The 26,343-nt window shown below is 65.5% G+C and carries 28 protein-coding genes; 16 read left to right on the top strand and 12 right to left on the bottom strand.

Annotated features, from left to right (window positions below; all coding sequences use genetic code 11):
* Nucleotides 1–58 precede the first annotated feature (58 nt).
* From OC550_RS06880 to OC550_RS06855, 6 genes are all read left to right on the top strand, one after another.
* Entirely contained in the window at nucleotides 59–1,483 is a 1,425-nt protein-coding gene (locus OC550_RS06880) for a dipeptidase (RefSeq protein WP_262104563.1), read from the top strand.
* A 159-nt stretch (nucleotides 1,484–1,642) separates the two neighbouring features.
* Nucleotides 1,643–2,023, top strand: coding sequence for an iron-sulfur cluster assembly accessory protein (locus OC550_RS06875; protein WP_262104561.1), 381 nt, complete (start codon nucleotides 1,643–1,645; stop codon nucleotides 2,021–2,023).
* Nucleotides 2,024–2,210: 187 nt separating this feature from the next.
* Nucleotides 2,211–3,074 (top strand): cytochrome c oxidase subunit II, encoded by an 864-nt coding sequence (gene coxB, locus OC550_RS06870; protein WP_262104559.1) that lies wholly within the window; start codon nucleotides 2,211–2,213, stop codon nucleotides 3,072–3,074.
* Nucleotides 3,074–4,801, top strand: coding sequence for a cytochrome c oxidase subunit I (gene ctaD / locus OC550_RS06865; RefSeq protein WP_262104557.1), 1,728 nt, complete (start codon nucleotides 3,074–3,076; stop codon nucleotides 4,799–4,801). The genes coxB and ctaD overlap by 1 nt, the downstream gene beginning before the upstream one ends.
* 3 nt (nucleotides 4,802–4,804) lie before the next feature.
* Nucleotides 4,805–5,206: a cytochrome c oxidase subunit 4 gene (locus OC550_RS06860; RefSeq protein ID WP_262104555.1), complete on the top strand. Its 402-nt coding sequence runs from the start codon at nucleotides 4,805–4,807 to the stop codon at nucleotides 5,204–5,206.
* Nucleotides 5,207–5,355: 149 nt separating this feature from the next.
* Nucleotides 5,356–6,144 (top strand): GntR family transcriptional regulator, encoded by a 789-nt coding sequence (locus OC550_RS06855; RefSeq protein ID WP_262104553.1) that lies wholly within the window; start codon nucleotides 5,356–5,358, stop codon nucleotides 6,142–6,144.
* A gap of 453 nt (nucleotides 6,145–6,597) precedes the next feature.
* On the opposite strand, the gene OC550_RS06850 is transcribed toward OC550_RS06855, so the two are convergent.
* From OC550_RS06850 to OC550_RS06835, 4 genes are all read right to left on the bottom strand, one after another.
* A complete protein-coding gene (locus tag OC550_RS06850) occupies nucleotides 6,598–8,271 on the bottom strand; it encodes a ubiquinol-cytochrome c reductase cytochrome b subunit (RefSeq protein WP_262104549.1) in 1,674 nt (557 codons plus the stop codon).
* A 2-nt stretch (nucleotides 8,272–8,273) separates the two neighbouring features.
* The gene (locus OC550_RS06845; RefSeq protein WP_262104547.1) at nucleotides 8,274–9,302 is read right to left on the bottom strand and encodes a ubiquinol-cytochrome c reductase iron-sulfur subunit; all 1,029 of its coding nucleotides are present in this window, start codon (nucleotides 9,300–9,302) and stop codon (nucleotides 8,274–8,276) included.
* Nucleotides 9,303–9,398: 96 nt separating this feature from the next.
* Nucleotides 9,399–10,211 (bottom strand): cytochrome c, encoded by an 813-nt coding sequence (locus OC550_RS06840; protein WP_262104545.1) that lies wholly within the window; start codon nucleotides 10,209–10,211, stop codon nucleotides 9,399–9,401.
* Nucleotides 10,212–10,294: 83 nt separating this feature from the next.
* Nucleotides 10,295–10,933, bottom strand: a complete 639-nt coding sequence (locus tag OC550_RS06835) for a heme-copper oxidase subunit III (protein ID WP_262104543.1) — start codon at nucleotides 10,931–10,933, stop codon at nucleotides 10,295–10,297.
* Between the two features lie 156 nt (nucleotides 10,934–11,089).
* Between OC550_RS06835 and trpD the strand changes: the two genes are divergently transcribed.
* Entirely contained in the window at nucleotides 11,090–12,133 is a 1,044-nt protein-coding gene (gene trpD / locus OC550_RS06830; protein WP_262106276.1) for an anthranilate phosphoribosyltransferase, read from the top strand.
* A 55-nt stretch (nucleotides 12,134–12,188) separates the two neighbouring features.
* On the opposite strand, the gene OC550_RS06825 is transcribed toward trpD, so the two are convergent.
* Both OC550_RS06825 and OC550_RS06820 read right to left on the bottom strand, forming a co-directional pair.
* Entirely contained in the window at nucleotides 12,189–12,470 is a 282-nt protein-coding gene (locus OC550_RS06825) for an Lrp/AsnC family transcriptional regulator (RefSeq protein WP_262104541.1), read from the bottom strand.
* A 42-nt stretch (nucleotides 12,471–12,512) separates the two neighbouring features.
* Nucleotides 12,513–12,914: a DUF3054 domain-containing protein gene (locus tag OC550_RS06820; RefSeq protein ID WP_262104539.1), complete on the bottom strand. Its 402-nt coding sequence runs from the start codon at nucleotides 12,912–12,914 to the stop codon at nucleotides 12,513–12,515.
* A gap of 66 nt (nucleotides 12,915–12,980) precedes the next feature.
* On the opposite strand from OC550_RS06820, the gene OC550_RS06815 reads away from it, so the two are divergent.
* The 4 genes from OC550_RS06815 (at nucleotide 12,981) to OC550_RS06800 (ending at nucleotide 15,143) form a co-directional block, all read left to right on the top strand.
* Entirely contained in the window at nucleotides 12,981–13,352 is a 372-nt protein-coding gene (locus tag OC550_RS06815) for a VOC family protein (RefSeq protein ID WP_262104537.1), read from the top strand.
* A 55-nt stretch (nucleotides 13,353–13,407) separates the two neighbouring features.
* Nucleotides 13,408–13,995, top strand: a complete 588-nt coding sequence (locus OC550_RS06810; RefSeq protein WP_262104535.1) for a sigma factor-like helix-turn-helix DNA-binding protein — start codon at nucleotides 13,408–13,410, stop codon at nucleotides 13,993–13,995.
* The gene (locus tag OC550_RS06805) at nucleotides 13,992–14,516 is read left to right on the top strand and encodes a hypothetical protein (RefSeq protein WP_262104533.1); all 525 of its coding nucleotides are present in this window, start codon (nucleotides 13,992–13,994) and stop codon (nucleotides 14,514–14,516) included. Before OC550_RS06810 ends, OC550_RS06805 begins: the two co-directional genes overlap by 4 nt.
* Nucleotides 14,517–14,678: 162 nt before the next feature.
* Nucleotides 14,679–15,143 (top strand): GNAT family N-acetyltransferase, encoded by a 465-nt coding sequence (locus OC550_RS06800; RefSeq protein WP_262106275.1) that lies wholly within the window; start codon nucleotides 14,679–14,681, stop codon nucleotides 15,141–15,143.
* Nucleotides 15,144–15,303: 160 nt separating this feature from the next.
* Here the strand turns inward: OC550_RS06800 and OC550_RS06795 are convergent, their stop codons facing one another.
* The 5 genes from OC550_RS06795 to OC550_RS06775 all read right to left on the bottom strand — a co-directional run bounded on the left by OC550_RS06795 (nucleotide 15,304) and on the right by OC550_RS06775 (nucleotide 21,379).
* The gene (locus tag OC550_RS06795) at nucleotides 15,304–15,681 is read right to left on the bottom strand and encodes a VOC family protein (protein ID WP_262104532.1); all 378 of its coding nucleotides are present in this window, start codon (nucleotides 15,679–15,681) and stop codon (nucleotides 15,304–15,306) included.
* Nucleotides 15,682–15,737: 56 nt separating this feature from the next.
* Nucleotides 15,738–16,955 carry an FAD-dependent monooxygenase gene (locus OC550_RS06790; protein ID WP_262104530.1) on the bottom strand — a complete coding sequence of 406 codons (1,218 nt, stop codon included), beginning with the start codon at nucleotides 16,953–16,955 and terminating at the stop codon, nucleotides 15,738–15,740.
* Nucleotides 16,956–17,981: 1,026 nt separating this feature from the next.
* Nucleotides 17,982–20,369 (bottom strand): excinuclease ABC subunit UvrA, encoded by a 2,388-nt coding sequence (locus tag OC550_RS06785; RefSeq protein WP_262104527.1) that lies wholly within the window; start codon nucleotides 20,367–20,369, stop codon nucleotides 17,982–17,984.
* A 147-nt stretch (nucleotides 20,370–20,516) separates the two neighbouring features.
* Nucleotides 20,517–20,936 carry a VOC family protein gene (locus tag OC550_RS06780; protein WP_262104525.1) on the bottom strand — a complete coding sequence of 140 codons (420 nt, stop codon included), beginning with the start codon at nucleotides 20,934–20,936 and terminating at the stop codon, nucleotides 20,517–20,519.
* The gene (locus tag OC550_RS06775; RefSeq protein ID WP_262104522.1) at nucleotides 20,933–21,379 is read right to left on the bottom strand and encodes a helix-turn-helix transcriptional regulator; all 447 of its coding nucleotides are present in this window, start codon (nucleotides 21,377–21,379) and stop codon (nucleotides 20,933–20,935) included. The genes OC550_RS06780 and OC550_RS06775 overlap by 4 nt, the downstream gene beginning before the upstream one ends.
* A 198-nt stretch (nucleotides 21,380–21,577) precedes the next feature.
* Here OC550_RS06775 and OC550_RS06770 point away from each other — a divergent pair, with 198 nt between their 5' ends.
* The 5 genes from OC550_RS06770 to OC550_RS06750 all read left to right on the top strand — a co-directional run bounded on the left by OC550_RS06770 (nucleotide 21,578) and on the right by OC550_RS06750 (nucleotide 25,264).
* Nucleotides 21,578–22,207 carry a peptide deformylase gene (locus tag OC550_RS06770; RefSeq protein WP_262104520.1) on the top strand — a complete coding sequence of 210 codons (630 nt, stop codon included), beginning with the start codon at nucleotides 21,578–21,580 and terminating at the stop codon, nucleotides 22,205–22,207.
* A gap of 32 nt (nucleotides 22,208–22,239) precedes the next feature.
* Nucleotides 22,240–23,106, top strand: a complete 867-nt coding sequence (locus tag OC550_RS06765; RefSeq protein WP_262104518.1) for a methyltransferase domain-containing protein — start codon at nucleotides 22,240–22,242, stop codon at nucleotides 23,104–23,106.
* A gap of 166 nt (nucleotides 23,107–23,272) precedes the next feature.
* Nucleotides 23,273–23,746: an NfeD family protein gene (locus OC550_RS06760; protein ID WP_262104516.1), complete on the top strand. Its 474-nt coding sequence runs from the start codon at nucleotides 23,273–23,275 to the stop codon at nucleotides 23,744–23,746.
* A gap of 27 nt (nucleotides 23,747–23,773) precedes the next feature.
* Nucleotides 23,774–24,727 carry an SPFH domain-containing protein gene (locus OC550_RS06755; protein WP_262104514.1) on the top strand — a complete coding sequence of 318 codons (954 nt, stop codon included), beginning with the start codon at nucleotides 23,774–23,776 and terminating at the stop codon, nucleotides 24,725–24,727.
* 189 nt (nucleotides 24,728–24,916) lie between these two features.
* Nucleotides 24,917–25,264, top strand: coding sequence for an RNA polymerase-binding protein RbpA (locus tag OC550_RS06750; RefSeq protein WP_262104512.1), 348 nt, complete (start codon nucleotides 24,917–24,919; stop codon nucleotides 25,262–25,264).
* A 103-nt stretch (nucleotides 25,265–25,367) separates the two neighbouring features.
* On the opposite strand, the gene OC550_RS06745 is transcribed toward OC550_RS06750, so the two are convergent.
* Nucleotides 25,368–26,111, bottom strand: coding sequence for a polyprenol monophosphomannose synthase (locus OC550_RS06745; protein ID WP_262104510.1), 744 nt, complete (start codon nucleotides 26,109–26,111; stop codon nucleotides 25,368–25,370).
* Nucleotides 26,112–26,343 lie beyond the last annotated feature (232 nt).

Below are 26,343 nucleotides of genomic sequence, written 5' to 3'. Positions count from 1 at the left end.
CAAGAATACCCTGCAGGCGCTTGCCTGCCGCGCGCCCGCCGGGAGTAGGGTGGCCGGTATGACCACTCGTGAAGAAACCGGCCGACCTGCACCGCAATCCGACGAATGGAACGTCGACGCTGCTGCCTTGGCTGCCGCCGTCGACGGCCGAATGGGCCAGACGATTTCGACGCTGGAGCAGCTCGTTGCCATCCCCGGCATCGCCTGGGAGGCCTTCGACCCGGCGGACCTGCTGCATAGCGCCGAGACCGTGGCGGACCTGATCCGCGGCCTGGGAATCGAGGACGTGCAAGTGCTGAGTGTTCCCAACGGCGAAAAGCCCGGCGGCCCGGCCGTCGTGGCCCGGCGCCCGGCCGCACCGGGCAAGCCGACCGTCCTGCTGTATGCGCACCATGACGTCCAGCCGCCCGGGGACCTCTCGCTCTGGAAGACGGAGCCGTTCGCCGCCACCGAGATCGACGGCAGGCTCTACGGCAGGGGGGCCGCGGACGACAAGGCAGGCATCATGGCGCATGTCGGCGCCGTCGAAGCACTTCTGGCGCACCAGGGCGATGATTTCGGCCTCGGCCTGACGTTCTTTATCGAGGGCGAGGAAGAAGCAGGCTCCCCAACCTTCCGATCCTTCCTGGAAACCCACCGTGAGCTGTTGCAGGCCGACGTCATCATCGTGGCGGACTCCGGCAACTGGCGGGTGGGGGTGCCGGCGCTGACCACGAGCCTGCGGGGACTGGTCGATGGCGTGGTCGAACTGCAGGTCCTTGACCACGCCGTCCATTCCGGTATGTTCGGCGGGCCGATCCTCGATGCGCCGACGCTGCTGGCCCGGTTGATCGCGACCTTCCATGATGAGACGGGCGCTGTGGCCATCGAGGGGCTGGTCAGCACGGAGTCGGCCGCGGTCGACTATCCAGAGTCCGACTTCCGCCGGGACAGTTCGGTCCTCGAATCCGTCCAGCTGGCCGGGACGGGGCCGATCGCGGACCGGCTGTGGAACAAGCCGGCTCTGTCCATCATCGGGATGGACGTCCCCAGCGTCGCCCTCAGCTCCAACACCTTGTTGCCCTCGGCGCGCGCAAAGCTCAGCCTCCGGCTGGCACCGGGCCAGGATCCGGCGGCGGCCGTGGAAGCCCTGGCCGCCCACATTGATGCCCATGCTCCTTTCGGCGCAATAGTGCGGTTCGTTCCGGGCGAGCAGGGCAGCGCGTTCGCCACGGACACCACCGCCCCGGCCGCCCAGGCCGCGCTGTGGGCGCTCGGCAAGGCGTGGGGGACCGGGCCGGTGGAGACGGGCGTTGGCGGCTCCATCCCGTTCATCGCGGACCTGGCCGAGCTCTACCCGGCTGCCCAGATCCTGATCACCGGCGTGGAGGACCCGGACTCCCGGGCGCATTCTGCGAACGAGTCCCTGCACTTGGGAGATTTCCGCAATGCCATACTCGCCGAGGCCCTGCTGCTGGCCCGGCTCGACAGCGAAGGCCTGTAGGAGGACGGACCGGTGGCCGTCGGCAGCCAGCATGTCACGCCCGCCGGCGGCAGTGCTGGAACCAAGTTCCAAGCGACGTACCATGGAAGCGGAGCCACAGCACCACTGAGTGATAGCAGAAGGTCAACTGATGGCCGCCTCAGAGATAAGGACAAAGCAATGACCGAAACCACCAGCGCCGCCACCGAAAACGCAGCTGCAACGGAACTGCCCACCCATGAAGTCAAGCTGACCGACGTGGCAGCGGGCAAAGTCCGCAGCCTGCTGGAGCAGGAAGGACGCACGGACCTCCGGCTCCGCGTTGCCGTCCAGCCCGGTGGTTGCTCCGGGCTGATCTACCAGCTGTACTTCGACGAACGCATGCTGGACGGGGACGCCGTGCGTGACTTTGACGGCGTCGAAGTCATCGTCGACAAGATGAGCGTGCCTTACCTCAGCGGCGCGACCATCGACTTCGAGGACACCATCTCCAAGCAGGGCTTCACCATCGACAACCCCAACGCTGGTGGTTCCTGCGCTTGTGGTGATTCGTTCCACTAAACCGCTGCAGGAGCCAGCCGGACTGGGGTTGCAAACGGCGACGCACTGCCTCGATCTGTCACATCCAGGTCATCGGGGCGGGTAAGCTCTACAGTGAGTAGTAAAACTAATATGCAAGCGTGCGCAACGGGGGAATAGCCGTGCCACGCGGGCATCACTTGCACGAAACAAAAAGGAAGGGCCGTCTGTGAGTTCGCAGGACCGAACCGGCAGTCGGCGCGCCAGGATCCTCAAGGCCACTGGTCTTGGGGCAGCCGGTGCGCTGTTGTTGACGGGTTGTTCAGAAGAAGTCCAATTGGGATGGCTGCCCACTGAGCGGGGCACGACCAACCACACGGACCGGATCATCGATTTGTGGGTGAACTCCTGGATTGCCGCGTTGGCCGTCGGTGTTCTCACGTGGGCCCTGATTATCTGGTGCATCGTTGCCTACCGGCGCCGCAAGAACGAGACGGGTTACCCGCGCCAGCTCAGCTACAACCTGCCGCTGGAGATCTTCTACACCGCAGTTCCGCTGATCATGGTCCTGACCCTGTTCTACTTCACGGACCGGGACATGACTGCGATCAACGCCCGGGACGACAACCCGGACCAGATCATCGACGTGCGCGGCAAGCAGTGGTCGTGGGACTTCAACTACGTCACCGAGGACAAGCACGACGTCGGAGTCCAGGCCCACCTGGACGGCGAGACCGGTACGCCCGACCGCCTGCCCACGCTGTACCTGCCGGTCAACCAGAGCATCGAACTGCAGATCAACTCCCGCGACGTGATCCACTCATTCTGGGTTCCTGCATTCCTGCAGAAGATCGACATGATTCCGGGCAAGACGAACTACATCACCGTCACCCCGACCCGCGAGGGCGTCTTCGCCGGCAAGTGCGCCGAACTATGCGGCGAGTACCACTCCGAAATGCTGTTCAACGTTGCCGTTGTTTCCGAGGCCGAGTTCGCCCAGCGGATGTCTGCCCTGAGGGACGGCCAGATCGGCGAAGAATACGACCGTAACCCGTACGCGGAAGCGGCTGAGCAAGGAGCAGGGGAGAACTAGTGTCTACCTACGAGTACACCGCGGAGGAGACCGGCACGACAGTCGCGCCGCGTGTCGTCCCGCGTTCCAAGGGCCGGATCGTGGTCAATTGGATCACGACCACCGACCACAAGACCATCGGGTACATGTACCTGATCTCGTCGTTCATTTTCTTCTGCCTCGGCGGCGTGATGGCCCTGGTCATCCGCGCCGAGCTGTTCGAACCGGGTATGCAGATCCTGCAGACCAAGGAGCAGTACAACCAGCTGTTCACCATGCACGGCACGGTCATGCTGCTGATGTTCGCGACGCCGCTATTCGCCGGCTTCACCAATGTGATGATGCCGCTGCAGATCGGTGCTCCGGACGTCGCCTTCCCGCGCCTGAACGCGCTGGCCTTCTGGTTCTTCCTCTTCGGCAGCACCATCGCCGTCGCAGGCTTCATCACCCCGCAGGGTGCCGCGTCCTTCGGCTGGTTCGCCTATGCGCCGCTCTCGAGCACGACGTTCTCACCGGGAGCGGGCGGTGACCTGTGGGTCTTCGGCCTGGCACTCTCCGGCTTCGGCACCATCCTGGGCGCGGTCAACTTCATCACGACCATCATCTGCATGCGCGCCCCGGGCCTGACCATGTGGCGGATGCCGATCTTCACCTGGAACGCGCTGATCACCTCCATCCTGGTCCTCATGGCGTTCCCGCCGCTGGCCTCCGCACTGTTTGGCCTGGGAGCCGACCGCCGCTTCGGTGCTCACATCTTCAACCCGGAAAACGGCGGCGCGATCCTCTGGCAGCACCTGTTCTGGTTCTTCGGCCATCCCGAGGTCTACATCATCGCCCTGCCGTTCTTCGGCATCGTTTCCGAGATCTTCCCGGTCTTCAGCCGCAAGCCGATCTTCGGCTACAAGGGCCTGGTCTACGCCACCATCGCGATCGCGGCCCTGTCCGTGACCGTCTGGGCGCACCACATGTACGTCACGGGTTCGGTCCTGCTGCCGTTCTTCGCCTTCATGACGATGCTGATCGCGGTCCCGACGGGCGTGAAGTTCTTCAACTGGATCGGCACCATGTGGCGGGGGTCGATCACCTTCGAAACTCCGATGCTCTGGAGCCTGGGCTTCCTGGTCACCTTCCTCTTCGGCGGCCTGACCGGCATCATCCTGGCCTCCCCGCCGCTGGACTTCCACGTCTCGGACACCTACTTCGTGGTGGCACACTTCCACTACGTCGTGTTCGGCACGGTCGTGTTCGCCATGTTCGCCGGCTTCTACTTCTGGTGGCCGAAGTGGACCGGCAAGATGCTGAACGAGCGCCTGGGCAAGATCCACTTCTGGCTCCTGTTCCTCGGCTTCCACGGCACCTTCCTGATCCAGCACTGGCTGGGTGTCATCGGCATGCCCCGCCGCTACGCGGACTACATGCCGGAAGACAACTTCACTGCCATGAACCAGTTCTCGACGATCGCTTCGTTCGTCCTGGGCGCCTCGCTGATCCCGTTCTTCTGGAACGTGTACATCACGTGGCGTCATGGCAAGAAGGTACAGGTGGATGACCCCTGGGGCTTCGGTGCCTCGCTCGAATGGGCCACCTCCTGCCCGCCGCCGCGTCACAACTTCACCTCGCTGCCCCGCATCCGGTCGGAACGCCCTGCCCTGGACCTGCACCACCCGGAACTGGCTCCGAAGCACACGCCCAAGGAACCCGTACCGGCAGCACAGATCTTCGGCCCGGCCGACCGAGAGGACGCGTAACCCATGAAAATCGAATCCTGGCTGTTCACCGGGGGTGTCATCTTCTTCACCCCGGTGGCCATCGTCTACGGCTTCATGACGAACTGGAGCGAGTGGGTCGGCATCGTCGGCTTGTTCCTGCTGATCGGCCTGTCCTTGATGATCGGCTGGTACCTCAGGACCACGGCAAAGCGCGTCGGGGCCCGCCCCGAGGACCGCTTGGACGCAGAGATCCATGAGGGCGCCGGCGAGCAGGGGCACTTCAGCCCGTGGAGCTGGTGGCCTCTGGTGCTCGGCGCGGCCGCCGCAACCGGCTTCCTGGGTATCGCTGTCGGATTCTGGATTACCTACCTGGCAGCCGGCCTCGCCGTCGTAGCTCTCATCGGGTGGGTCTACGAGTACAGCCGCGGCGACCACGCCCACTAGTTCGACACACACAAAAGGGAGAAGCCTGGAGCTCACTGCTCCGGGCTTCTCCCTTTTGTGTATCGGCTTGTGTATCGGGACATGGGTGGTCTAGACCGGATTGGGCTAGGCTGAGTGGAGCCACGGTTGTCCAGGAGGAGGGGTGTCAGTTGGCATCGAGGGGAGCAGCTGCCATTGAGGGCGCCATCGACGAAGCCTCGCAGGTGGCTAAACACGTCCAGCTGCGGGAGATCCTGCGGCGGCATGCGAAGGAGAAGTGCGAACCGGGCGGACCTTTTCCCTCGGAACGCGAACTGACCCAGCGGTTTGGCCTGGCAAGGATGACTGTCCGCCAGGCCATCGATTCCCTGGTGTCCGAGGAGGTCCTCGAGCGCATCGTAGGGCTGGGAACGTTTGTCAGCCAGCAGAAGCTGGACCTCCAGGTGAAGCTCACTTCCTACAGCGAAGAGATGCAACGCCGCGGCATGGTGCCGGACGCGCGGGTACTCACGTTCGAGCAGATCGGCGCTGCACCCTTCGTGGCCCGCGAACTCCAGCTGGAAGAAGGCCAGCCCGTCATTCGCTTTCGGCGGCTGCTCCTGGCCGACGGCGACCCCATGAGCGTGGACGAAAACTTCATCCCCGCCCAGCGGGTGCCCGGCATCCTCGACGACCCGCCGCCGTCGTCCCTGTACAACGTCCTGAGCGAGCGCTATGGACTCGTCATTGAGTGGGGCGAGGACACCATCGAAGCGACGGCCGCCCAGCCATCGATCGCGCGGCTGCTCAATGTCGACATTGGCGCGCCGCTGCTGAAGATCCAGCGTCACGCTTATGCATCCAAGACGATGGTGGATTTCTCGGTCTCCTACTACCGTGCCGACCGGTACAAGCTCTGGGTGCCCCTCCAGCGGCCGGGAGTCCGTTCACCGCGTTCCTATAACGTCAAGCGCTTCTGAGCATCCCAGGGGCGAGCTGGGGGCCTGCAGTGCCTCTTTGCCAGGCTAGGGCGGGCGGGCCAGCCCTTTCGTCGCAGCCACCGCTCTGGACGCACACCCGAGGTGGTGGACATGCACCCATTGCTGCCCCCGTCGATCCGATCCTGGGACCAAGCCGCTCGACGTCGACCGGTACTGCACTGAGGCCGATACCGATTTCGGCGAGGGCAAGAGCCGCGGGGCGCGGCCTGTGCCGCTGAGCCCTTCGCCTTCACCGTACCGCTGGCCCCGAGATTGCCCGGGAAGCCTGCCGGCGTCTCCCGCTCACTGCCTGCCTCAGCGGATCCATATCCGGCTGTCGCTATCCATCCGCTCAGTCGAGCGACGGACGAATGCCCGATCCGGAGGAATGCAATTAAACGACGAGGCCGGCCGGGGGACTTGCGTCCCGCGACCGGCCTCTTACTGCCGTAGTTAGCGGCTGGTGACTTCAGCCTTGGGCTTGGTTTCCTCAACCTCGGCATGGCCGTGGCCGTGGGCTGCTTCGAGCTCGGCGGGCGTCACCGGCGCGACACGGTCTTCGAAGAAGAAGCGGGACAGGCGTCCGCGCAGCTTCTCCGTCCGCGTGATGCGGCCGTTGGCGTCCGGTACAGCGGGCTGGACGGCCGGCGACTCGAAGTCCACCAGGCGATGCAGCTTGTACTCGTTGAGCGGCTCGTGAACCTCGATGAACTCACCGTGCGGCAGACGGACGATGCGACCGGTTTCGCGGCCGTGCAGGACAATCTCCCGATCCTTGCGCTGCAACGCAAGGCAGATCCGCCGCGTGACCATGAAGCCGACGATCGGGCCGATGAAGAACAGCGCGCGGAGCCAGTAGGTCACGTCGTTGAGCGAGACATGGAAGTGCGTCGCGATCAGGTCGGAGCTGGCAGCAGCCCACATGACGCAGTACCAGACCACGCCTGCGACACCGGTGGCCGTCCGGAACGGAGCGTTGCGCGGACGATCCAGGATGTGGTGTTCGCGGTTGTCCTTGGTCACCCAGCGTTCGATCCACGGCCAGGTGAACATGAGGCCGAACAGGATGCCGGCCGGCACCAGGGCCGGAATCAGGACGTTCAGCGACAGCGTGTACCCGCCGAAGATCACGTACTCGAAGGGGAAGCCGCCGAGAACGCCCGGCATGAGACGAAGCGCGCCGTCCACGAAGCCGATGTACCAGTCAGGCTGGGTACCCGCGGAGACGGGGGAGGGGTCGTAGGGGCCGTAGTCCCAGATCGGGAGGATCTGGAAGTTGGCAGCGATGACCGCGACGATACCGAACACGATGAAGAAGAAGCCGCCGGCCTTGGCCGCGTAGACCGGACCAACCGGGAAGCCGACAACATTGTTTTCGGTGCGGCCCGGGCCGGGGTACTGCGTGTGCTTGTGGACGACGACCATGAACAGGTGGATGGCGATCATCAGGAGGATGAGGGCCGGTACCACCAGGATGTGCATGACGTAGAGGCGGCCCACGATGGCAGTGCCCGGGAACTCCCCTCCGAAGATCAGCATCGACAAGTAGGTGCCGATCAGCGGAATCGCCTTGATAACGCCGTCGATAATGCGCAGGCCGTTACCGGACAGCAGATCGTCCGGCAGCGAGTAGCCGGTGAAGCCGGCAGCCAGTGCAAGGATCAGCAGGGTGCAGCCGACAACCCAGTTGAGTTCGCGCGGACGGCGGAAAGCACCGGTGAAGAAGACGCGAAGCATGTGCACGGAGACCGACGCGACAAAGAGCAGCGCGGACCAGTGGTGCAGCTGGCGCATGAACAGGCCGCCGCGGATATCGAAGGAGATATCCAGCGTCGACGCGTAGGCGACGGACATTTCCACGCCCTTGAGCGGGACGTACGAGCCCGTGTAGTGCGTTTCGGCCATTGAAGGGTCGAAGAACAGCGTCAGGAAGGTTCCGGACAGCAGCAGAATGACGAAGGTGTACAGCGCCACTTCACCGAACATGAAGGACCAGTGGTCAGGGAAGACCTTGCGGCCGAACTCCTTGACGATGGACGAAGCGCCGACGCGTGTGTCAATGAAGTTGCTGATACGGCCAACGCTGGTCTTGGGCTGGTACGTATCGGGTGATGTCGAAGCACTCATGGTTAGCCACGCTCCCAGTAGCTAGGTCCGACAGGTTCGTGGAAGTCGCTGGTAGCCACGAGGTAACCTTCGCTGTCCACGCTGATGGGCAACTGCGGCAGTGCGTGTGAGGCCGGACCGAAGATGACTTTGCACTCCTGGGTCAGGTCGAACGTCGACTGGTGGCAGGGGCAGAGCAGATGGTGTGTCTGCTGCTCGTAAAGGGCGACGGGGCATCCCACGTGCGTGCAAATCTTGGAATAGGCAACAATGCCGTTGTAGTTCCAGTCTTCGCGGCCGGGGGAGACCTGCAGATCCTCGGGGTTGAGGCGCATCAGCAGGACGACGGCCTTGGCCTTTTCTTCCAGCTTGTGCTCGGCTTCGTTCAGCCCTTCCGGGATGACGTGGAAGGCCGAGCCAATGGTGACCTCCGAGGCGCGGATGGGGGTTCCGTCCGGGTCGCGGGTCAGGCGGACTCCTGCGTCCCACATGGAGTGACGCAGTACGTCCGGGTTGAGGTCCTTGGACAGGTCGCGCAGGATGCCAATGGCCGGCAGCGGCGCCAGGACCATTGCCCCAAGGAGCGTGTTGCGGATCAGCGGACGGCGCTTGATGCCCGACTCCGAGATGATCTCGCTGACCATCGTTTCCGCGATCTGGCGATCCTCTTCGGTACGGACTGCATGCCGCTCTTCGGCGATCTCGTGGTCGGGCATCAGGGTCTTGGCCCAATGCACAATGCCGACGCCGATCCCGAGCATGGCAAATGCGGTACCCATACCGAGCGTGAAGTTCTGCAGACGCAGCGTTGATATGGTCTCATCCAAACGGATGGCAAAATACCCCACGAAGAAAAGCAGTGTACCGATGACGGAGATTACGAAGAGTATCGCAACCTGGCGTTCGGCACGCTTTTCGGCCCGGGGATCCTTGTCGGCAAGGCGCGGACGATGCGGAGGAAGTCCAGGATCCTGAAACTTCTCCACTTCGCCTTGGCCAGCCGTAGCAACGGTGCCCGAGGATTTCGGACCGCCGTGACTATGGTCGCCCATGATCCCTCTCATCCTTCTCTGTAGCTCTCAAGTTTACTCAGTGCGTGTGTTTTTAGTAGTTACCCGGCGGCTGGTCAGCCGCCGGGTTTTCAGCAGTTAGGACGACCGCTGGGTCAGCCAGATCGTGAACGCGATAACCACGCCCAGGCCGGCGGTCCAGATCAGCAGGCCTTCGGATACCGGACCCAATGAACCGAGGGCGAAGCCGCCAGGGGCTCCCTGGGCCTCGATGGTCTTGAGGAACGCGACGATGTCCCGCTTGCCCTCAGGAGTGATGTTGGCGTCGTTGAAGACCGGCATGTTCTGCGGACCGGTAACCATGGCCTCGTAGATGTGCTCTTCGCTGACACCCGCCAGGGAGGGCGCGAACTTGCCTCGGGTCAGCGCGCCGCCGGCGGCCGCAGCGTTGTGGCACATGGCGCAGTTGACGCGGAACAGCTCGCCGCCCTCGGCCGGGTTGCCCTGGCTCGTGTCAAGGATCTCTTCGGAGGGAATTTCCGGACCGGCGCCCAGCGATGCGACGTAGGCGGCCAGCTGAGTGGTCTGTTCTTCGGTGAACTGAGCCGGCTTCTTCTGGGCCTGCGGCCCCGTCATCTGCATGGGCATGCGGCCGGTTCCGACCTGGAAGTCAACGGCTGCAGCGCCGACGCCGATCAGGGAAGGACCTGCCTGGTTGCCATGGGCGCCTTCAGGAGCTCCGACAGCACCGATTCCGTGACAAGTTGCACAGTTGGCGACGAAGAGCTTTTCGCCCTCTTGGATGTCCTGTGCGGAATAGGTGGTGGTCGCGGCTTGGGCTTCGTTGACGGTCCCGGCTACGGCGTACAGGCCGCCGGTGACCAGCAATCCCATGAGCAGTAGGGCAATGGCCGCCAGCGGATGTCTCCGCTTTTGCGAGAGTGCCTTCACTTGGTCGTTCCTAACTTTATGGTGCGTGTGGCGGATGCAGCTTCTTGAATTCTGTCCTCTGTAGAAGAACAGTCAAGTAAGGCTTACTTCAGGAAGTAAATGACGACGAACAGCGCGATCCACACCACATCCACGAAGTGCCAGTAGTAGGAAGTCACGATCGCCGAGGTGGCTTCGAAATGGCCGAACTTCTTGGCGACGTAGGCGCGTCCGATGATCAGCAGGAAGGCCACGAGCCCGCCGGTCACGTGCAGGCCGTGGAAGCCGGTGGTGATGTAGAAGGCGGAGCCGTAGGCGTTGGAGGAAAGCGATACGCCTTCGGAGACGAGCATCGCGTACTCGTACGCCTGCACGGAGACGAAGATGGCACCGAGCAGGAAGGTCAGGAGGAACCACTCCACCATGCCCCACTTGGCGATATTGAAGACGCCGCCGGTGCGGCGGGCCTGGAGGCGCTCTGCGGCGAAGACGCCGAACTGGCAGGTGAATGAGCTGGACACCAGGACGATGGTGTTAGCCAGCGCAAACGGCACGTTCAACTTCGCCGTCTCGTCCGCCCACATTTCGGGGGACGTCGCGCGCAGGGTGAAGTACATGGCGAAAAGACCGGCGAAGAACATCAGCTCGCTGGCAAGCCAGACAACGGTTCCAACGGAAACCATATTCGGGCGATTGAGCGTAGGATGCGCCGGTGTACTGGGGGCGTGGGTTGCAGTTGTCACCTAGCCATTATGTCTATAAAACTGCCGAGTTCACCAATGCGACGGAACCATCGGCGAGCCGTGATCGTTTGGGTTCCGCGTGTTTCCGCGGAAAGCCGAGTGGTTAACAAACGACGGGTTTCTACAAAACGTAGATAACCTAGGGGAGTGACTTCCATTAGCAGCCCCCAGTCCGCACCCACTTGGCCCGTTCTGCTCTCAGCCCTGATAGCCGGCGAGAACCTCGGTCGGGAGCAGACGCAATGGGCGATGGGCGCCATCATGGGCGGGGAAGCAACGGACTCGCAGATCGCCGGGTTCCTGGTGGCGCTTCGGGCCAAGGGCGAGACCGTCGAGGAGCTGACCGGCCTCGTTGACGCGATGGTGGCGCACGCCCGCCCGATCGATATCCCGGGGGAGAAGCTGGACATCGTCGGCACCGGTGGCGACCGGCAGAACACCGTCAACATCTCTTCGATGGCTGCGCTGGTGTGCGCCGGAGCGGGAGCCCGGATCGTCAAGCACGGCAACCGCGCCGCGTCCTCGTCCTCGGGGTCGGCAGATGTTATCGAGGCACTCGGCGTGCGTCTCGACCTGCCGGTGGAGCGCGTCGCCCGGACCGCCGTCGAAGCCGGCATCACCTTCTGCTTTGCCCAGGTTTTCCACCCCTCGATGCGCTACGCCGGCGCCGTCCGCGCCGAACTCGGCGTGGCGACGGCATTCAACTTCATGGGTCCCATGACCAACCCGGCCAATCCCACCGCGTCGGCCATCGGCGTCGCCGACCCGCGCCTGGCCCCGCTGATCGCCGGAGTCCTCGCGACCCGCGGTCGCCGTGCCCTGGTCTTCCGGGGCGAGGACGGACTCGACGAGCTCACCACCACCGGAACGTCGGCCGTATGGGAGGTGCGGGACGGCAGCGTGACCGAGTCGGTGATCGATCCCCTGGACCTCGGCATTCCCCGTGCCACCCTGGATGATTTGCGCGGTGGCGATGCCAAGGCCAATGCGGAAGTAGTCCGGCGCGTGCTGGCCGGTGACCGCGGTCCCGTGCGCGACGCCGTCGTCCTTAACGCCGCCGCCGCTCTGGTTGCCCTGGATGATTCCGCTGAAGGCCCGCTGCAGGACCGGCTGGCCAAGGCGCTCGTGCGCGCAGGCGAATCCATCGACAGCGGCGCGGCCGCCGCTGCCCTGGACCGCTGGGTAGAAGCTACCCGTTAGCGGACGCGCGAAGGGGCCGGAAGATTGATCTTCCGGCCCCTTCGCGCCTGCGGAATTAGTGGTCGAAGCCCAGCGAGAAGGCCGCGTCCAGGTCGTGCTTGGAGTACGTGCGGAAGGCGATGTGCGTCGTCGTGGCCTCCACGCCGGAAACCTTCGACAGCTTGTCCGCGATGACGTCGGCCAGATCCTCATGCTTGGACACGCGGGCCACTGCGATCAGGTCCCATTCACCCGTCACCGAGTAGACCTCGCTGATGCCCTCGATCTCCGAAATTTCCTGAGCGCACTCCGGGATCCGGGACGAGTCGGTCTGGATGAAGACAAATGCTGTAACCACGCTGGCAGCCTTTCGTTCGCTAATGAATTCCTACTTTCGAGGTTATGCCACCGCGCGGCGATTCCGTATCCGTGTGACTGCGGCCGCCACAAGCCGCCAGCCGAGCAGGAAGACGGCCAGCGTCACCGTGGTGACGATCTGGAAGGCAACGGCGAGCCCGCCCCCGGAGAGCCCGCGCAGGGCCAGCCCCAGGATCACGGCACAGAGCCAGATCGCGATCCCGGCCGGCCACACGGCGAGGGGGCGCCGCCAGGCCCGTGACAGCGCCCAGCCGATCAGTGCGCCCGCGAGGAACGGTGCGGCGGTCAGCAGGATGCCTGCCGGGTCCAAGCCGTGTTCGTGGGTGTCCCGGCCAATGGCGGCAAAGAGAACGACGGCGGCGGCGTCCGCCGCGAGGGCCAAGACTATGCTGGAGGTGCTGGAGGGGGCGGGGGATCGGTTCACCTTTCCAGCCTAGCGCGGGCGTCACGGCGGCCGGCTCCGGGGGCCGGCTCCTGGAGGGGAGGACGAATGGGGATCATCCAGGTGGCGCAGCACGCGGAGGATCTTGGGCGTGCCGCCAAGTTCTATGCCGACCTGCTGCAGCAGGAGCCGGCCGCCAGGTTCGACCCGCCGGGGCTGGTGTTCTTCGTTCTCGACGGCGTGCGGCTGCTGCTGGAGCGGGAAGCGCCGTCGTCGCTCATTTACTTGTCCGTGCAGGACGTGCGGTCCCGCATCGAGGAGCTGCGCGCGGCCGGTGTAGAGGTAGTCGGCGAGCCGACGTCGATCTTCCAGCACGCGGACGCCAGGCTGGGGCCGGCTGGCGCGGACGAGTGGATGGCCTTCGTCAGCGACAGTGAGGGGAACACCGTGGGTCTGGTGAGCCAGTACCGCGGCTTGTAAACGCGCAGACAAGGTTCCATACTTGTATATATTCGAACAAGGGTGGCGATTTGTGATGTTTGTCCTGACGGTTGACCAGAGGAAGTCCCGGCAACGTCAGGATCTTGTCGAGGCAGCCATGGACGCGCTCAACGGCGATGCGCTGCGTCCGCTGGTCCTGCCGTTCGACCGGACCGCCGGGGACGAGATGCAGGCTGTCGTCGCGGAGCCGGCCGTAGTGCTCAGCATCGCCATGGAGCTTGCCGCAAGCTCGTCGTGGAGCGTCGGGATCGGGATCGGGCCGGTCAGGGAGCCGTTGCCGGACAACACCAGGGCCGGCGCGGGGGAGGCGTTCGAAAGGGCTCGGACTGCCGTCACGGCGGCCAAGGCCGCCTCGGGCAATATTGCGGTCTCAGGGGAGAGCCCTTTGGCGGCCCAAGCCGAGGCCCTGCTGCAGCTGCTGGTGCTGCTAGCGCGGAAGCGCAGCAAAATGTCGGAGGAGGCGGGCATACTCAGCGATCAGGGGCTGACGCAGCAGCAGATCGCCCGGCAGCTGGGGATCAGCCAGCAGGCGGTCTCCAGCCGGTTGCAGAGCGGTCTCTGGCAGGAGTCGCGCCGGGTATTGTCGGTAGCCGAGTCACTTTTGGAAGGAGCTGATCGTTGAGTTCGGCAGGGCTGATTATTCTGTGCATCGCTGCCTTGGTGTCCGCACCAATGTATTTCCAGCGCATGCGGGGGAGCGGCAACGCAGTCCTGTACACGCTCAGCGCGCTGACCGTCCTGCTGCTCGGGCTTGCCGGGTTGCTGGCTTCGCTGGGGGATGCCGGATTAGGGGCCGGTGTCTACGCCTTTGCCGTCGCGGCCGCGGCCATAGGCGGCGGCCCGGTAACCGTCGCGATCCTGCGGCTGTCCTACAACGCCACGCATCCGGAGAACGTCACGGAATCCGAGGAAGAGCCTGTGCTCCGCGGCGGCGCCTGGATCGGCGTCCTGGAGCGGACCGGCATTGCATCTACGCTGTTGGCCGGCTGGCCCGAGGGTCTGGCAGTTGTCCTGGCGGTCAAGGGGCTCGGGCGCTACTCCGAACTCGGCCAGTCCGGCGCAGCCGAACGATTCATTCTCGGGACGTTCTCCAGCGTCCTCTGGGCTTCCGCCGCGGCCGGGATCGCCGTCCTGGTGCGCTGACCGGCCGCCTCGGGACGGCCGCTACCTGAGTCGAAACCTCCGTGCCGAGGGGAAGCGGACGGGGGAGTCCGGGGGAAGGACGCGGTCAGTTGGTCCGGTAGTCCCATGTTGAGGCCGAGGCGCAGGCATCGCAGTGCTGGCGCTGATTGTGACAGAAAGGCAATTGTGCAGATTGAACTCGAGGCGCCAGCCAGAGAAGACGTGTACGAACTTCTGGGGGAGCATCTGAAGGACATGCATGCCCAGTCTCCGGCGGAGAGTGTCCATGCCCTCGACACCGAGTCGCTGTCCGCGCCGGGCATCACCCTGTGGTCCGTGCGTGACGCCGGCATCCTGCTCGGCTGCGGCGCCCTCAAGGAACTGAGTCCGGATGCGGGTGAGATCAAGTCCATGCGCACCGCCACCGCCGTCCGAGGCCGCGGCGTCGGTGCACGCATGCTTGTCCATCTCATGGAGACCGCCACGAGGCGGGGATACGTCCGGCTGTGTCTGGAAACGGGAACCGAGGATTTCTTCGCGCCGGCCCATCGGCTGTACAAAAAGCACGGCTTTCGCGACTGCCCGCCGTTCGGGGACTACCGGCCCGATCCGCATAGCCTTTTTATGGCCCTCGATCTTCAAGTCTGAAAGGGGAATGCAATCCCGGTACTGCTGCACAGCCGCTGCCGCGAGTGCCCGGAATGGAATCCGCGGGCGGCAGGGGCGCTCCAGCATCACCGTCCCTGGCACGACCGCACTGTGGGATTCAGTGCTATCGAGGTTCAGCCGACGTAAACCGCTCTTGAGGCTAGGGCTCTAGCCGCTTGCGCAGGAGGCAGAACTCGTTGCCCTCAGGGTCGGCCAGGACGTGCCACTGCTCGTCGCCGGTCTGCCCGACGTCGGCCGGACGGGCGCCGAGCGCGAGCAGCCGTTCCAGTTCGGCGTCCTGGTCCCGGTCCACGGGGTTGACGTCGATGTGCAGGGGGAGCTTACCGGTCCGGGGGTCGCTGCCGGGGCTCAGGATGATGGTGGGCTGCAGTCCGCCGAATCCGGCTTCGGCCGGCCCGATCTCGATCGCACCGTCCTCCCGGTCCAGTTCCACGTAGCCGAGGACCCCGCACCAGAACCTCGCAAGGCGTTCGGGGTCGGCGCAGTCGAGGACCAGTTCGCTGATGCGGGATGTCATGCACCTCAGTGTAGGAGGCGCCCGGCGCGAACGCATTCGCTTCCGTGTCGATGGGCTCACGGCGCTCCGAAGTGGGCGTAATCGGGGAGTGCGAAGGCATCCGTCGGGTTGCGGCCCCGGCCCAGACGCGCCGCGATGCCGCGTACCAACGGGGTGCCGGCGGCACGAATTGCGGCCTGCAGAATGGTGACACCTGGCCGGGAAATGGGGTTGGCGATCCTGGGCGTTCCCGGCGGAAGTTTCTGCACCTGCTCGGCCCACGGTCGCATGATCCGCTCGTATCCGCTCAGGGCTTCGCCCAGGGCCGCGTGCGAGGCGATCTCTCCGGCCAGCACATAGGCGCCGACGACGGCGAGGGTCGTTCCCATGCCACTCACCGGCGAGGGGCAAGAGGCGGCGTCACCGAGCAGCACGACAGGTCCGGACGACCATCGGGCAGCGCGCACTTGCCCAATCGCCTCGAAGTACAGGTCATCGACGTCCTCCAGCGCCTCGAGCACGCGGTCGGCTTCCCAACCTGCGCCGGCAAAGGTCCATCGCAGCAGGGAGCGCTGTTGATCCGGGGTCCGCTGGTCGGCGGGGTCGTGACGCTCTGCCCGGGACAGCGTGCGGGTAACGAGCACCCGCATGGTGCCGTAGCGGTCCGGGCGCAGGGATATCGTGCCTCCGGGGGCATTGAACCAGCGCCACCAGTTGGTGTCCGAAACGGTCCGCGGGATCGTCGCCCAAGTCGCTTCCACTCCCAGGGACCGGACGGACGGCTCGTCGCCGAAGACCAGTCGGCGGGTGTCGGATCCGATGCCGTCGGCGGCGACGACGAGGTCGAATCTTTCTGCGGGGGCGCGGTCGAACGAGACCAGAGCGGCCCCGTCTTCCTGCTTCACGCCGGTGATCCGGTCCCCGAAACGGTACTCGGTGCTGTTGCCCGTCGCCGATACCAGCAGTTCAGCGAGATCACCGCGCAGAATCTCCACCTCGGCGGTCAGGCTCATGCCGCTGGTGTCTCCGACCGGAAAACGAGCCAAAACCTGGCCGCGTGCCCCGACAAACTCCAAGCCCAGCTCTCCAGTGTGCGCAGCGCGGACCTGCTCCTCCAATCCCATGCGGCCGATGACCTCCAGTCCGGCACCCTTGAGGTCGACGTTCTGCCCGCCCGTGCGCAGCGCCGATGCCCGCTCGACGACCGTCGTGCGCCAGCCGCAGCGTGCAAGCCAGAAAGCGAGAGCCGGTCCGGCGATGCTCGCCCCTGAAATGAGGGCGGAAGGAGCGGTCATCTGCCGAGGATAGCTCGGCAGCCGCAATGCGGCCCGTGGACACGAGCGCCCGAGCCCTCTAGAACCGGGTGCTGGATCGTTCTGTGCGGCATTGAGTGCGAATGGACCGAGGCGTTGACCGACAAGCAGGTGCCATTGGTGCTGTCCCTGAGGCGTGGGCGGAGGAGGGGTTGATCCTGTCGATCAGGAGGCAATCAAAACGCTACTTGACATAATGTAGATTATCGGCGAACTGGAGAAGGGCCTGGGAGGCAGGGTTCTGTGCGCTGACACGTCACCGTGTTGGCTCGTCGCGGGTCGCCATATTCGGATCAACTGACCTGCATCTGATGTAGTCACAGGAAGCTGTGTTTGGATGAGCTGAACCGCAGCTAGCTCGACCACCGCTAGGGCCAGCGTCTTGCGCTGGAGCGGTTTGGTGAAGACCAGCCATCGTTCCTGTGCGGATGCATGCACTCACGCCGCTGTGCGGCTTGCTGTTCGAATATGTCGGTTCGAGGTAACCCGCTGGCCGTGGCCCCGCCGGGAAATTATCGGCTTCGATTGCCTGCGGTCAGCCACCCATGCTGGCGGCAATGTGGTGCGGAGCCTCTGGTAGCAACCGGGCATGATCGATGCCGAGTGGACGGGCCCTCGCCTCATGGCACCGCCGGTGCGGCCGACAGAAACGGTTTACTTGACATAATTCTTACCCAAGGGCCGAGAATTCCCTCCGCTTGATCAGCGGCTCCGGCAACACGGACTGGAGGCACTCTGCATGCTCGTCCGCCAGTTCCAGTTCCCGCCCGTTGCCGCCCAGCCACGAATGTTCGCGCTGTACGGGCGTGGGAAGTCATTCGATGACCGTATTCGTAACACCATCCAAGATCTTCACGACCATGCCGGAGTGTTTGGCAACACGCCTTAAGGCCCGCGAGGGCCGCGGTAATCGGCACTCCGCTCCCCCTCGAAGACTCCGGCTGCTGCTGTCGCCGAAGTGAAGGGCGAGGCCGGGAGGGGTTTCGTCCGCCCTCTCCCGGCCGTGCCTCAGCGGCCGACGTACGCGGCGAGGTGCTCACCCGTGAGTGTGGACCGGTCGTGGACGAGCTCACTGGGCGTGCCCTCGAAGACGACCCTGCCGCCGTCGTGGCCGGCCCCCGGTCCGAGATCGATGATCCAGTCGGCATGCGCCATGACCGCCTGGTGATGCTCGATCACTATGACCGACTTGCCGGAATCGACGAGCCGGTCGAGCAGGCCGAGCAGCTGCTCGACGTCGGCGAGATGCAGGCCTGTCGTCGGCTCGTCCAGGACATAGACATCACCCTTCTCGGCCATCTGGGTGGCCAGCTTGAGCCGCTGGCGCTCACCACCGGACAGCGTGGTCAGGGGCTGGCCGAGGGTGAGGTAACCGAGTCCCACGTCGTGGAGGCGGTCGAGGATCTTGTGGGCTGCGGGTGTGCGTGCCTCCCCGGTACCGAAGAATTCCTCGGCTTCGGCCACCGGCATCGCCAGCACCTCGGCAATGTTCCGGCCCCCGAGCGTGTAGTCCAGCACCGCAGCCTGGAACCGCTTGCCCTCGCACTCTTCGCAGGTAGATTCGACCGTCGCCATGACACCCAGCTCGGTGTAGATTACGCCCGCACCGTTGCATGTGGGGCAAGCGCCCTCGGAATTCGAGCTGAAGAGAGCCGGCTTAACACCGTTGGCCTTGGCGAATGCTTTGCGGATTGGCTCGAGAAGGCCGCTGTACGTGGCGGGATTGCTGCGCCGAGAGCCCTTGATCGCGCTCTGGTCGATCACGACGACGCCCGGCCGGCGGGCTACCGAGCCGTGGATGAGGGAGCTCTTGCCGGAGCCCGCCACACCGGTGACGACGCACAACACCCCGAGGGGGACGTCGACGTCGACACCCTTGAGGTTGTGCGTTGCCGCGCCGCGGATCTCGAGCGCCCCGGAGGACTGGCGGACCGTTTTCTTGGGGCTCGTCGTGTCGCCGAGGTGGCGACCGGTGATGGTGTCGCTTCCGCGCAGCCCCTCGACGCTGCCCTCGAAACACACGCTGCCGCCGCCGGTGCCAGCGGCCGGACCGAGGTCGACGACGTGGTCGGCGATGGCGATGGTTTCCGGCTTGTGTTCGACCACGAGCACCGTATTGCCCTTGTCCCGCAGCTGCAGGAGCAGGTTGTTCATCCGCTGGATGTCGTGGGGATGCAGGCCGATCGTCGGCTCGTCGAACACATAGGTCACGTCCGTGAGTGATGAACCGAGGTGGCGGATCATCTTGGTCCGCTGCGCCTCTCCCCCGGACAGTGTGCCTGCCGGCCGGTCCAGGGACAGGTAGCCCAGGCCGATCTCCGTGAAGGAATCGAGCAGGTGCCGCAGCCCCTTCAGCAGCGGCGCCACCGAGGGCTCATCGAGGTCCCGTACCCATCCGGCCAGGTCGCTGATCTGCATCGCGCAGACGTCGGCGATGTTCTTCCCGCGGATCTTGGAGGACAGCGCCTCCTGGGCAAGACGGGTGCCGGCGCAGTCAGGGCAGGTGGTGAAGGTGATCGCCCGGTCGACGAAGGCCCGGATGTGCGGCTGCATTGCCTCGCGGTCCTTGGAGAGCATGGACTTCTGGATCTTGGGGATCAGGCCCTCGTACGTCAGGTTTACGCCCTCGACCTTGATCTTCTCCGGCTCGCTGTAGAGCAGCTTGTGCAACTCCCTCTTGCTGAAGTTCGCGATGGGCTTGTCCATCGGCAGCCCGGCGCCGCTGAAGATCCTGCCATACCAGCCGTCCATGCTGTACCCGGGCACCGTCAGCGCGCCCTCGGCGAGGGTCTTGGTGTCGTCGTACAGCGCCGACAGGTCGAAGTCGCTCACCGAACCCATTCCCTCGCAGCGCGGGCACATGCCGCCGAGCCGGTGGAACGTGGCCTTCTCGGCCTTGGTCTTCCCGCCGCGTTCGACGGTGATGGCGCCGCTGGCCGACACCGAGGGGACGTTGAAGGAGTAGGCGTTCGGCGAACCGATGTGCGGGTCGCCGAGCCGGCTGAAGAGGATGCGCAGCAGCGCGTTGGCGTCGGTGGCCGTGCCGACGGTAGAACGGGGGTTGGCGCCCATCCGCTCCTGGTCCACGATGATCGCCGTCGTCAATCCTTCGAGCAGGTCGACCTCGGGCCGCGCGAGCGTCGGCATAAAGCCTTGGACGAACGCGCTGTAGGTCTCATTGATCATCCGCTGCGACTCCGCGGCGATCGTGCCGAAGACCAGCGAGCTCTTGCCCGAGCCCGAAACACCGGTGAACACCGTCAGGCGTCGCTTGGGAATCTCGACGCTGACGTCTTTGAGGTTGTTCACGCGCGCGCCCTCTACCCGGATCAGGTCGTGGGTGTCGGCAACGGGCAGTCCTGGCGACTCTGACGTCGTCCTCGTGTCCATGCTCATCGTGTCTCCATCTCTCTATCAGCTGTCCTGCCTCGGCGCGGCGCGCGGCAACGGTCCGTTGTCCACCTTAATCGAGTGGCCCGGTACGCGCTCCGCCGAAACGGCGCTGCCCTTGGCGCGCTGACTCCGGGCGGGGCACCGCAGCGCTCAGCGCAATTCCTGGAGGCGGATCAGGTTGCCCGCAGGGTCCCGGAAGGCGCAGTCGCGGACGCCGTACGGCTGGTCGATGGGCTCCTGGACCACCTCGGCGCCGGCGGCCTGCAGACGCGCAAAGGCACCGTCGAGATCGGTGGTCGCCAGGAGGACGCGGGCGAACGTCCCCTTGGCCATCATCTCGGCAACGGTGCGGCGCTCGTCGTCGGTAACACCCGGATCGGCCATCGGCGGCTCCAGCACGATGGACGTAGCGGGCTGACCGGCGGGACCAACGGTGATCCAGCGCATGCCGCCATAGCCGACGTCGTTGCGGACCTCGAAGCCGAGCGTGTCGCGGTAGAACGACAGGGAGGCCTCCGGGTCGTTGTGGGGCAGGAAGCTTGAGTGAATGGTGATGTCCATGGCTGTCATGCTAGTTGCGCTTCGACGGCCGGCGCTTCTCGATTCCTGACCGGTCTGACCACCTGCTTTGCCACGCAGGATGGCAACCCGGCTTCCCCGCGCGCGGCCCTGCGGCGGTACACGCTGGGCGGCACCCCGACCAGTTCGGTGAACCGCGTGCTGAAAGTTCCCAGCGACGAGCAACCCACGGCGAAGCAGACGTCCGTGACGCTGAGGTCGCCGGTGCGCAGCAGGGCCATCGCGCGTTCGATGCGCCGCGTCATCAGGTAGGCGTACGGGGACTCGCCGTAGGCGCGCCGGAATTGGCGGCTGAGGTGCCCGGCGGACATGTTTGCTCCGCGAGCGAGTGCTTCGACGTCCAGCGGCTGCGCGTACTCCCTGTCCATCCGGTCACGAACGCGACGTAGCCGTGCGAGGTCACGCAGGTGATCCGTTTCGGGTTTGGCGGGCACGTGCGCGATCGTGCCACGTCGCGGGGCGGTTGTCCAGCGTCCGGCTGCCCGCCACCGGAGTGCCCCATCGCGGGAGGTTGTCGAAGGCGTACGACGACGGCGCGTGCCTGGGCGCCGGTCGTTCCGCCGGGTGTCGTTCCTCGGGCAAGATGGGAAGAGACCCGCACCTCCAACCCCCGAAAGGCCGGACCTGCGCGCATGAGTGAAGCCTCGCCGTCGTCAATCCGCTCCGCGGTGGAAAGCGTCCTCGCCGAGCCGCTGCCGGCCATCGTCCAGGTCGGCCATCCGGTGCTGCGGCGGCCGGCTGTGCCCTACGACGGCCAACTGGACGACACGGTCCTAGACGCGTTGCTCAAGCTGATGCGCCGGGTCATGCATGCCGCGCCGGGCGTGGGACTCGCCGCTCCGCAACTGGGCATCCCGCTCCGGCTCGCCGTGCTCGAGGATCGGTACGATGTGTCGCCGGAGGTCGCGAGCACGCGCCAGCGGGAGCAACTGGATTTCCTGGCGGTGATCAACCCTGCCTACCGGTCGCTGGACGGTGGAACCGCGGCCTTTTACGAGGGCTGTCTCTCTTTCGCCGGGTACCAGGCCGTGGTGGAGCGGCACCGCCGGGTCGAACTGAGCTACCAGCGGGCGGACGGGGTCGGTGCCGACGTCGAGCTCAGCGGCTGGCAGGCGCGGATCGCCCAGCACGAGACCGACCACTTGGACGGGACGATCTACATCGACAAGGCACTGAGCCGATCACTCTGCAGCAACGCTGAATACGCCCACCGCTGGACCCAGCCGGACATCACCCGCGCCCGCGCCGAACTGGGCTTCTGAACTCGCCCGCCGCCGGCAGCTAGGATCGGTCTATGCCGCCGCTCCGCAACCCGCTCGACGCCGTCGCTTTGCTCCGCTGCCCCGTCTGCTCCGCCCCAGTGGCCCCGGCATCGGACACCGTGGCCGGCGGCATCCGCTGTGCCGGCGGGCACGCTTTCGACGGCGCCAGGCAGGGGTACGTCAATCTGCTGACCGGGAAGGGCACTTCCTTCATCCCGGACACCGCGGACATGGTGGCCGCCCGCTCGGCGTTCCTCGACGCCGGCCACTACCGGCCGCTGATGGACGCCGTTCGCGCTGCCGCCGCACGGCTGCTGGCCGGCGCCGCCGAGCCGGTCGTGGTGGACGCCGGTGCCGGCACGGGACACTATCTTGCCCCGGTTCTGGAGGCCGTTCCGCAGTCCCGCGCGGTGGCACTCGACCTGTCGAAGTATGCCCTGCGCCGTGCCGCCCGCACGTGTCCGCAGGCGCTCTGCGTGGTCTGGGACCTGTGGCGCGCGCTGCCCTTGGCGGACGGCGCGGCAGACCTCGTGCTGAACATCTTCGCACCGCGGAACCCCGAGGAGTACGCGCGGATCCTGCGGCCCGGCGGCCGGCTGCTGGTGGTTACGCCCGCCCCCGGCCACCTGGAGACGCTGCGGAGCATCGTCCCGCTGCTGGCCATCGACACCGATAAGGCCGAACGGCTGGCTGCCTCCCTCGGCAGCCATTTTGAGCCCGCGGGCACCGAAGAGCTGGCGGTGCCCCTGGAGCTGGGCCCGGAGGATCTGCGCAACCTCGTCATGATGGGCCCGAATGCGCACCACGTCGATCCGGTCTCCCTGGATAAGGCCGCGGGGGCGCCCCTGGCGGGCGTGGAGGCCCGCTTCACGATCAGCATCTTCGGCAAGCGGCACTGACCCTTCGCTGCCGCCGGCGGCGGGTCACGAATCCACAACAGTTCCGCCTGCGGGGACGTTCCAGCGGCCGCAGTCCCGCACGGGCCCCGATTATCCTGCATCATGGTGATGTCGGTAACATTCGGGGCTGGCTGCCGGCGGCCGGCCACTGACCAGGGAGGCAGCTGTGCTGGATTGGCTCATCACCAGCAGTTGGGTCCTGTGGCTGGCGCTCTTCCTGCTCCTGGCCATCATCGAGATTGTGACGCTCGACCTGCTGTTCATCATGATGTCCTCCGGAGCGCTGGTTGCCCTGTTCGCTGCGCTGCTGGGCTGGCCTTTCTGGCTGCAGGTCGTCGTCTTCTGCGTCGTGGCCCTCCTGATGGTGCTCTTTGTCCGCCCGGTCGCGCTCCGCCACCTGCGGCGCGGTTCCCGGGAACAGGCGACCAACGTCGAACGCCTGATCGGCGAACAAGCGTTGGCGCTGGAGACGGTCACGGACCACTCGGGAATGGTCAAGATCGGCGGCGATACGTGGACGGCCCGCTCGAGTGACGGCTCGGCCATACCCGCAGGCGCGCGCGTGGCGGTCGAACGCATCGACGGTGCCACCGCCGTCGTTTATCCCACCGCCGGCCCGGGCCCGTACCCGGCCCAATAGGCGGAACTGCTCTAGCGAAGGGGAAGCATGGACAACAGCCTCGGCCTCTTGATCGTCCTGGCGGCACTGATCGTCTTTGTGGTGATCGTCCTGGCCCGCGCGATAAGGATCATCCCGCAGGCCCGCGCCGGCGTCGTCGAACGCCTCGGGAAGTACCAGCGGACGCTGAATCCCGGGCTGACGCTGCTGATCCCGTTCGTCGACAGGCTCCTGCCCCTGCTTGACCTCCGGGAACAGGTCGTGTCCTTCCCTCCCCAGCCGGTCATCACTGAAGACAACCTCGTGGTGTCCATCGACACGGTGGTCTATTTCCAGGTGACGGATCCGCGCGCGGCCACGTACGAAATAGCCAACTACATCCAGGCGGTCGAGCAATTAACGACGACGACGCTGCGCAACGTCGTGGGCGGCCTGAATCTTGAAGAGGCGCTGACCTCGCGCGACCAGATCAACGGCCAGCTGCGCGGAGTGCTGGACGAGGCCACCGGGCGGTGGGGCATCCGGGTCTCCAGGGTGGAGTTGAAGGCCATCGATCCCCCACTGTCCATCCAGGACTCGATGGAGAAGCAGATGCGCGCCGAGCGGGACAGGCGGGCCGCGATCCTCACCGCCGAGGGCACCAAGCAGTCCCAGATCCTCACGGCCGAGGGCCAGCGGCAGGCCGCCATCCTCGCCGCGGAGGGCGACGCCAAAGCGGCCATCCTCCGCGCCGACGGCGAGTCCCAGGCCATCCAGAAGGTCTTCGATGCAATCCACAAGGGCAATCCGACCCAGCGGCTGCTGGCCTACCAGTACCTCCAGACGCTGCCCAAGCTCGCCGAAGGCAGCTCCAACAAGCTTTGGATCATACCCAGCGAGGTCGGCGAGGCGCTCAAGGGCATCGGCGACGTCCTGGGCCGGACCGATTCCCGGCAGCCCGCGGCATCGGAGCCGCCCGCTCCCCTCGCCCAGGGACAGGGAGAGGGCGGTCTGCGCGAGTAGCGCCGCCCCGTCCGGCCGTTGCCTTTGCCCGGCAGGGCCGCGATGGACTACTATTGGTTATTTGCCGGGATGCTGGTGCCCGCCTGCCCGGAACCGGGAACAGTTCCGGTGGCGCACGCGTTGAATATTGTGCGGGCCACACCGGGATGGTGCGTTGCGCCGTCCCAGACAAGACAAGAGGGAGAAACCATGAGCGATCGTAGCCTTCGGGGCATGCGCCTTGGAGCGCAGAGCATGGAGACGGAAGCCGGTGTCGAACCGGCGCCGCGCCAGCGTGTCGAATACCGCTGCGAGGACGGCGAGCAGGTTTTCGTGACTTTCGCCGCCGAGGCCGAGATCCCCTCGACGTGGGTATCGAAGACGGGCAAGGAAGCCGTGCTGGTCAACGGCGCCAAGCCCGACGACAGCAACGAGAAGCCGGTCCGCACGCACTGGGACATGCTGCTTGAACGCCGCTCCGTTGAGGAGCTGGAGCAGATCCTCGAGGACCGCCTCAACAAGCTGCGCGAGCGCCGCGGGGAACGCCGCTCCGCCTAGTAGCCTACGAAAAAGGAGGGCACCGTTGGTGCCCTCCTTTTTCGTGCCTGCTACGTCCGGCCATCCTGCCGACGGGGCGGCTCGGGCCATTCCGGGCGGCTCGTCAGACCCGGCTGGAGGCCTTGCTGCCCCGAAGCGCCTGCCACCGTGAACGCAGCCCCCACTTCGTGACCAGCATGATGGATTCGAGCACGATGTTGCCGCTCATCTTGGAGTCGCCGAACTCGCGCTCCACGAAGGTGATGGGCACTTCGCGTACGGAGAGCCCTGCCTTGAGGGTCTTCCAGGTCAAGTCGATCTGGAAGCAATAGCCCACGGACTCGACGGATTCGAGGTCGATCCGTCGCAGGGTCGTGGATTTGAAGGCGTTGTAGCCTCCGGTGATGTCTTTGATGCCCACGCCCAGCAGGATGCGGGAGTACAGGCTGCCACCCAGCGAGAGCAGCTTGCGGTGCAGCGGCCAGTTGACGACCTTGCCGCCCCTGATCCAGCGGGAGCCCTTGGCCATGTCGGCGCCGGCGTCGAGGGCGTCGAGGAGGCGCTGCAGCTCCTCGGGCTGGTGCGATCCGTCCGCGTCCATCTCGACGAGCACATCGTAGCCCGCGTCCAGTCCCCATTTGAAGCCTGCGATATAGGCGGCGCCCAGGCCTTCCTTCCCGCGGCGGTGGAGGACGTGGATGGCGCTGTCCCCCGCGGCTAGCGAATCCGCCAGCTTCCCGGTCCCGTCCGGCGAGTTGTCGTCGACGACCAGCACGTCGGAGGCTGGGACGGCGGCGCGGAGCCGTGCGACGGTCCTGGGCAGCGAATCGATCTCATTAAACGTCGGAATGATGGTGACGACCCGCAATCAGCTGCCTTTCAGTTCTGTCTACTGCTCGCGCAGATTCCACAGCGAAGCCGGTCGATGACCTGGGAACGACGCCGGCTGTCCAGTATATGCGACGGAGCCTGTCGCCGACGGGGGTGCTTGCGGTAGGTCCGCCCGCCTTCGGGCCAAGAATCCGGACCGGAATCCGGCAGGGGACTTGTTTTCTACTGACGGACGGACCTACCCATTGGAAGCTCCGGACTGTGGTTGG

This window comes from Arthrobacter sp. Marseille-P9274, from assembly GCF_946892675.1.
Classification (GTDB): Bacteria; Actinomycetota; Actinomycetes; order Actinomycetales; family Micrococcaceae; genus Crystallibacter.
Note: the sequence above shows the minus strand (reverse complement) of the source record. Positions and strands in the feature narration are given on the sequence as shown.

Excerpts from the sequence above, each read along its gene's own strand:
- OC550_RS06880 (WP_262104563.1), top strand. The coding sequence starts at position 59 with ATGACCACTCGTGAAGAAACCGGCCGACCTGCACCGCAATCCGACGAA.
- OC550_RS06875 (WP_262104561.1), top strand. The coding sequence starts at position 1,643 with ATGACCGAAACCACCAGCGCCGCCACCGAAAACGCAGCTGCAACGGAA.
- OC550_RS06860 (WP_262104555.1), top strand. The coding sequence starts at position 4,805 with ATGAAAATCGAATCCTGGCTGTTCACCGGGGGTGTCATCTTCTTCACC.
- OC550_RS06850 (WP_262104549.1), bottom strand. The coding sequence starts at position 8,271 with ATGAGTGCTTCGACATCACCCGATACGTACCAGCCCAAGACCAGCGTT.
- OC550_RS06845 (WP_262104547.1), bottom strand. The coding sequence starts at position 9,302 with ATGGGCGACCATAGTCACGGCGGTCCGAAATCCTCGGGCACCGTTGCT.
- OC550_RS06815 (WP_262104537.1), top strand. The coding sequence starts at position 12,981 with ATGGGGATCATCCAGGTGGCGCAGCACGCGGAGGATCTTGGGCGTGCC.
- OC550_RS06810 (WP_262104535.1), top strand. The coding sequence starts at position 13,408 with ATGTTTGTCCTGACGGTTGACCAGAGGAAGTCCCGGCAACGTCAGGAT.
- OC550_RS06795 (WP_262104532.1), bottom strand. The coding sequence starts at position 15,681 with ATGACATCCCGCATCAGCGAACTGGTCCTCGACTGCGCCGACCCCGAA.
- OC550_RS06790 (WP_262104530.1), bottom strand. The coding sequence starts at position 16,955 with ATGACCGCTCCTTCCGCCCTCATTTCAGGGGCGAGCATCGCCGGACCG.
- OC550_RS06785 (WP_262104527.1), bottom strand. The coding sequence starts at position 20,369 with ATGAGCATGGACACGAGGACGACGTCAGAGTCGCCAGGACTGCCCGTT.
- OC550_RS06780 (WP_262104525.1), bottom strand. The coding sequence starts at position 20,936 with ATGACAGCCATGGACATCACCATTCACTCAAGCTTCCTGCCCCACAAC.
- OC550_RS06770 (WP_262104520.1), top strand. The coding sequence starts at position 21,578 with ATGAGTGAAGCCTCGCCGTCGTCAATCCGCTCCGCGGTGGAAAGCGTC.
- OC550_RS06765 (WP_262104518.1), top strand. The coding sequence starts at position 22,240 with ATGCCGCCGCTCCGCAACCCGCTCGACGCCGTCGCTTTGCTCCGCTGC.
- OC550_RS06755 (WP_262104514.1), top strand. The coding sequence starts at position 23,774 with ATGGACAACAGCCTCGGCCTCTTGATCGTCCTGGCGGCACTGATCGTC.
- OC550_RS06750 (WP_262104512.1), top strand. The coding sequence starts at position 24,917 with ATGAGCGATCGTAGCCTTCGGGGCATGCGCCTTGGAGCGCAGAGCATG.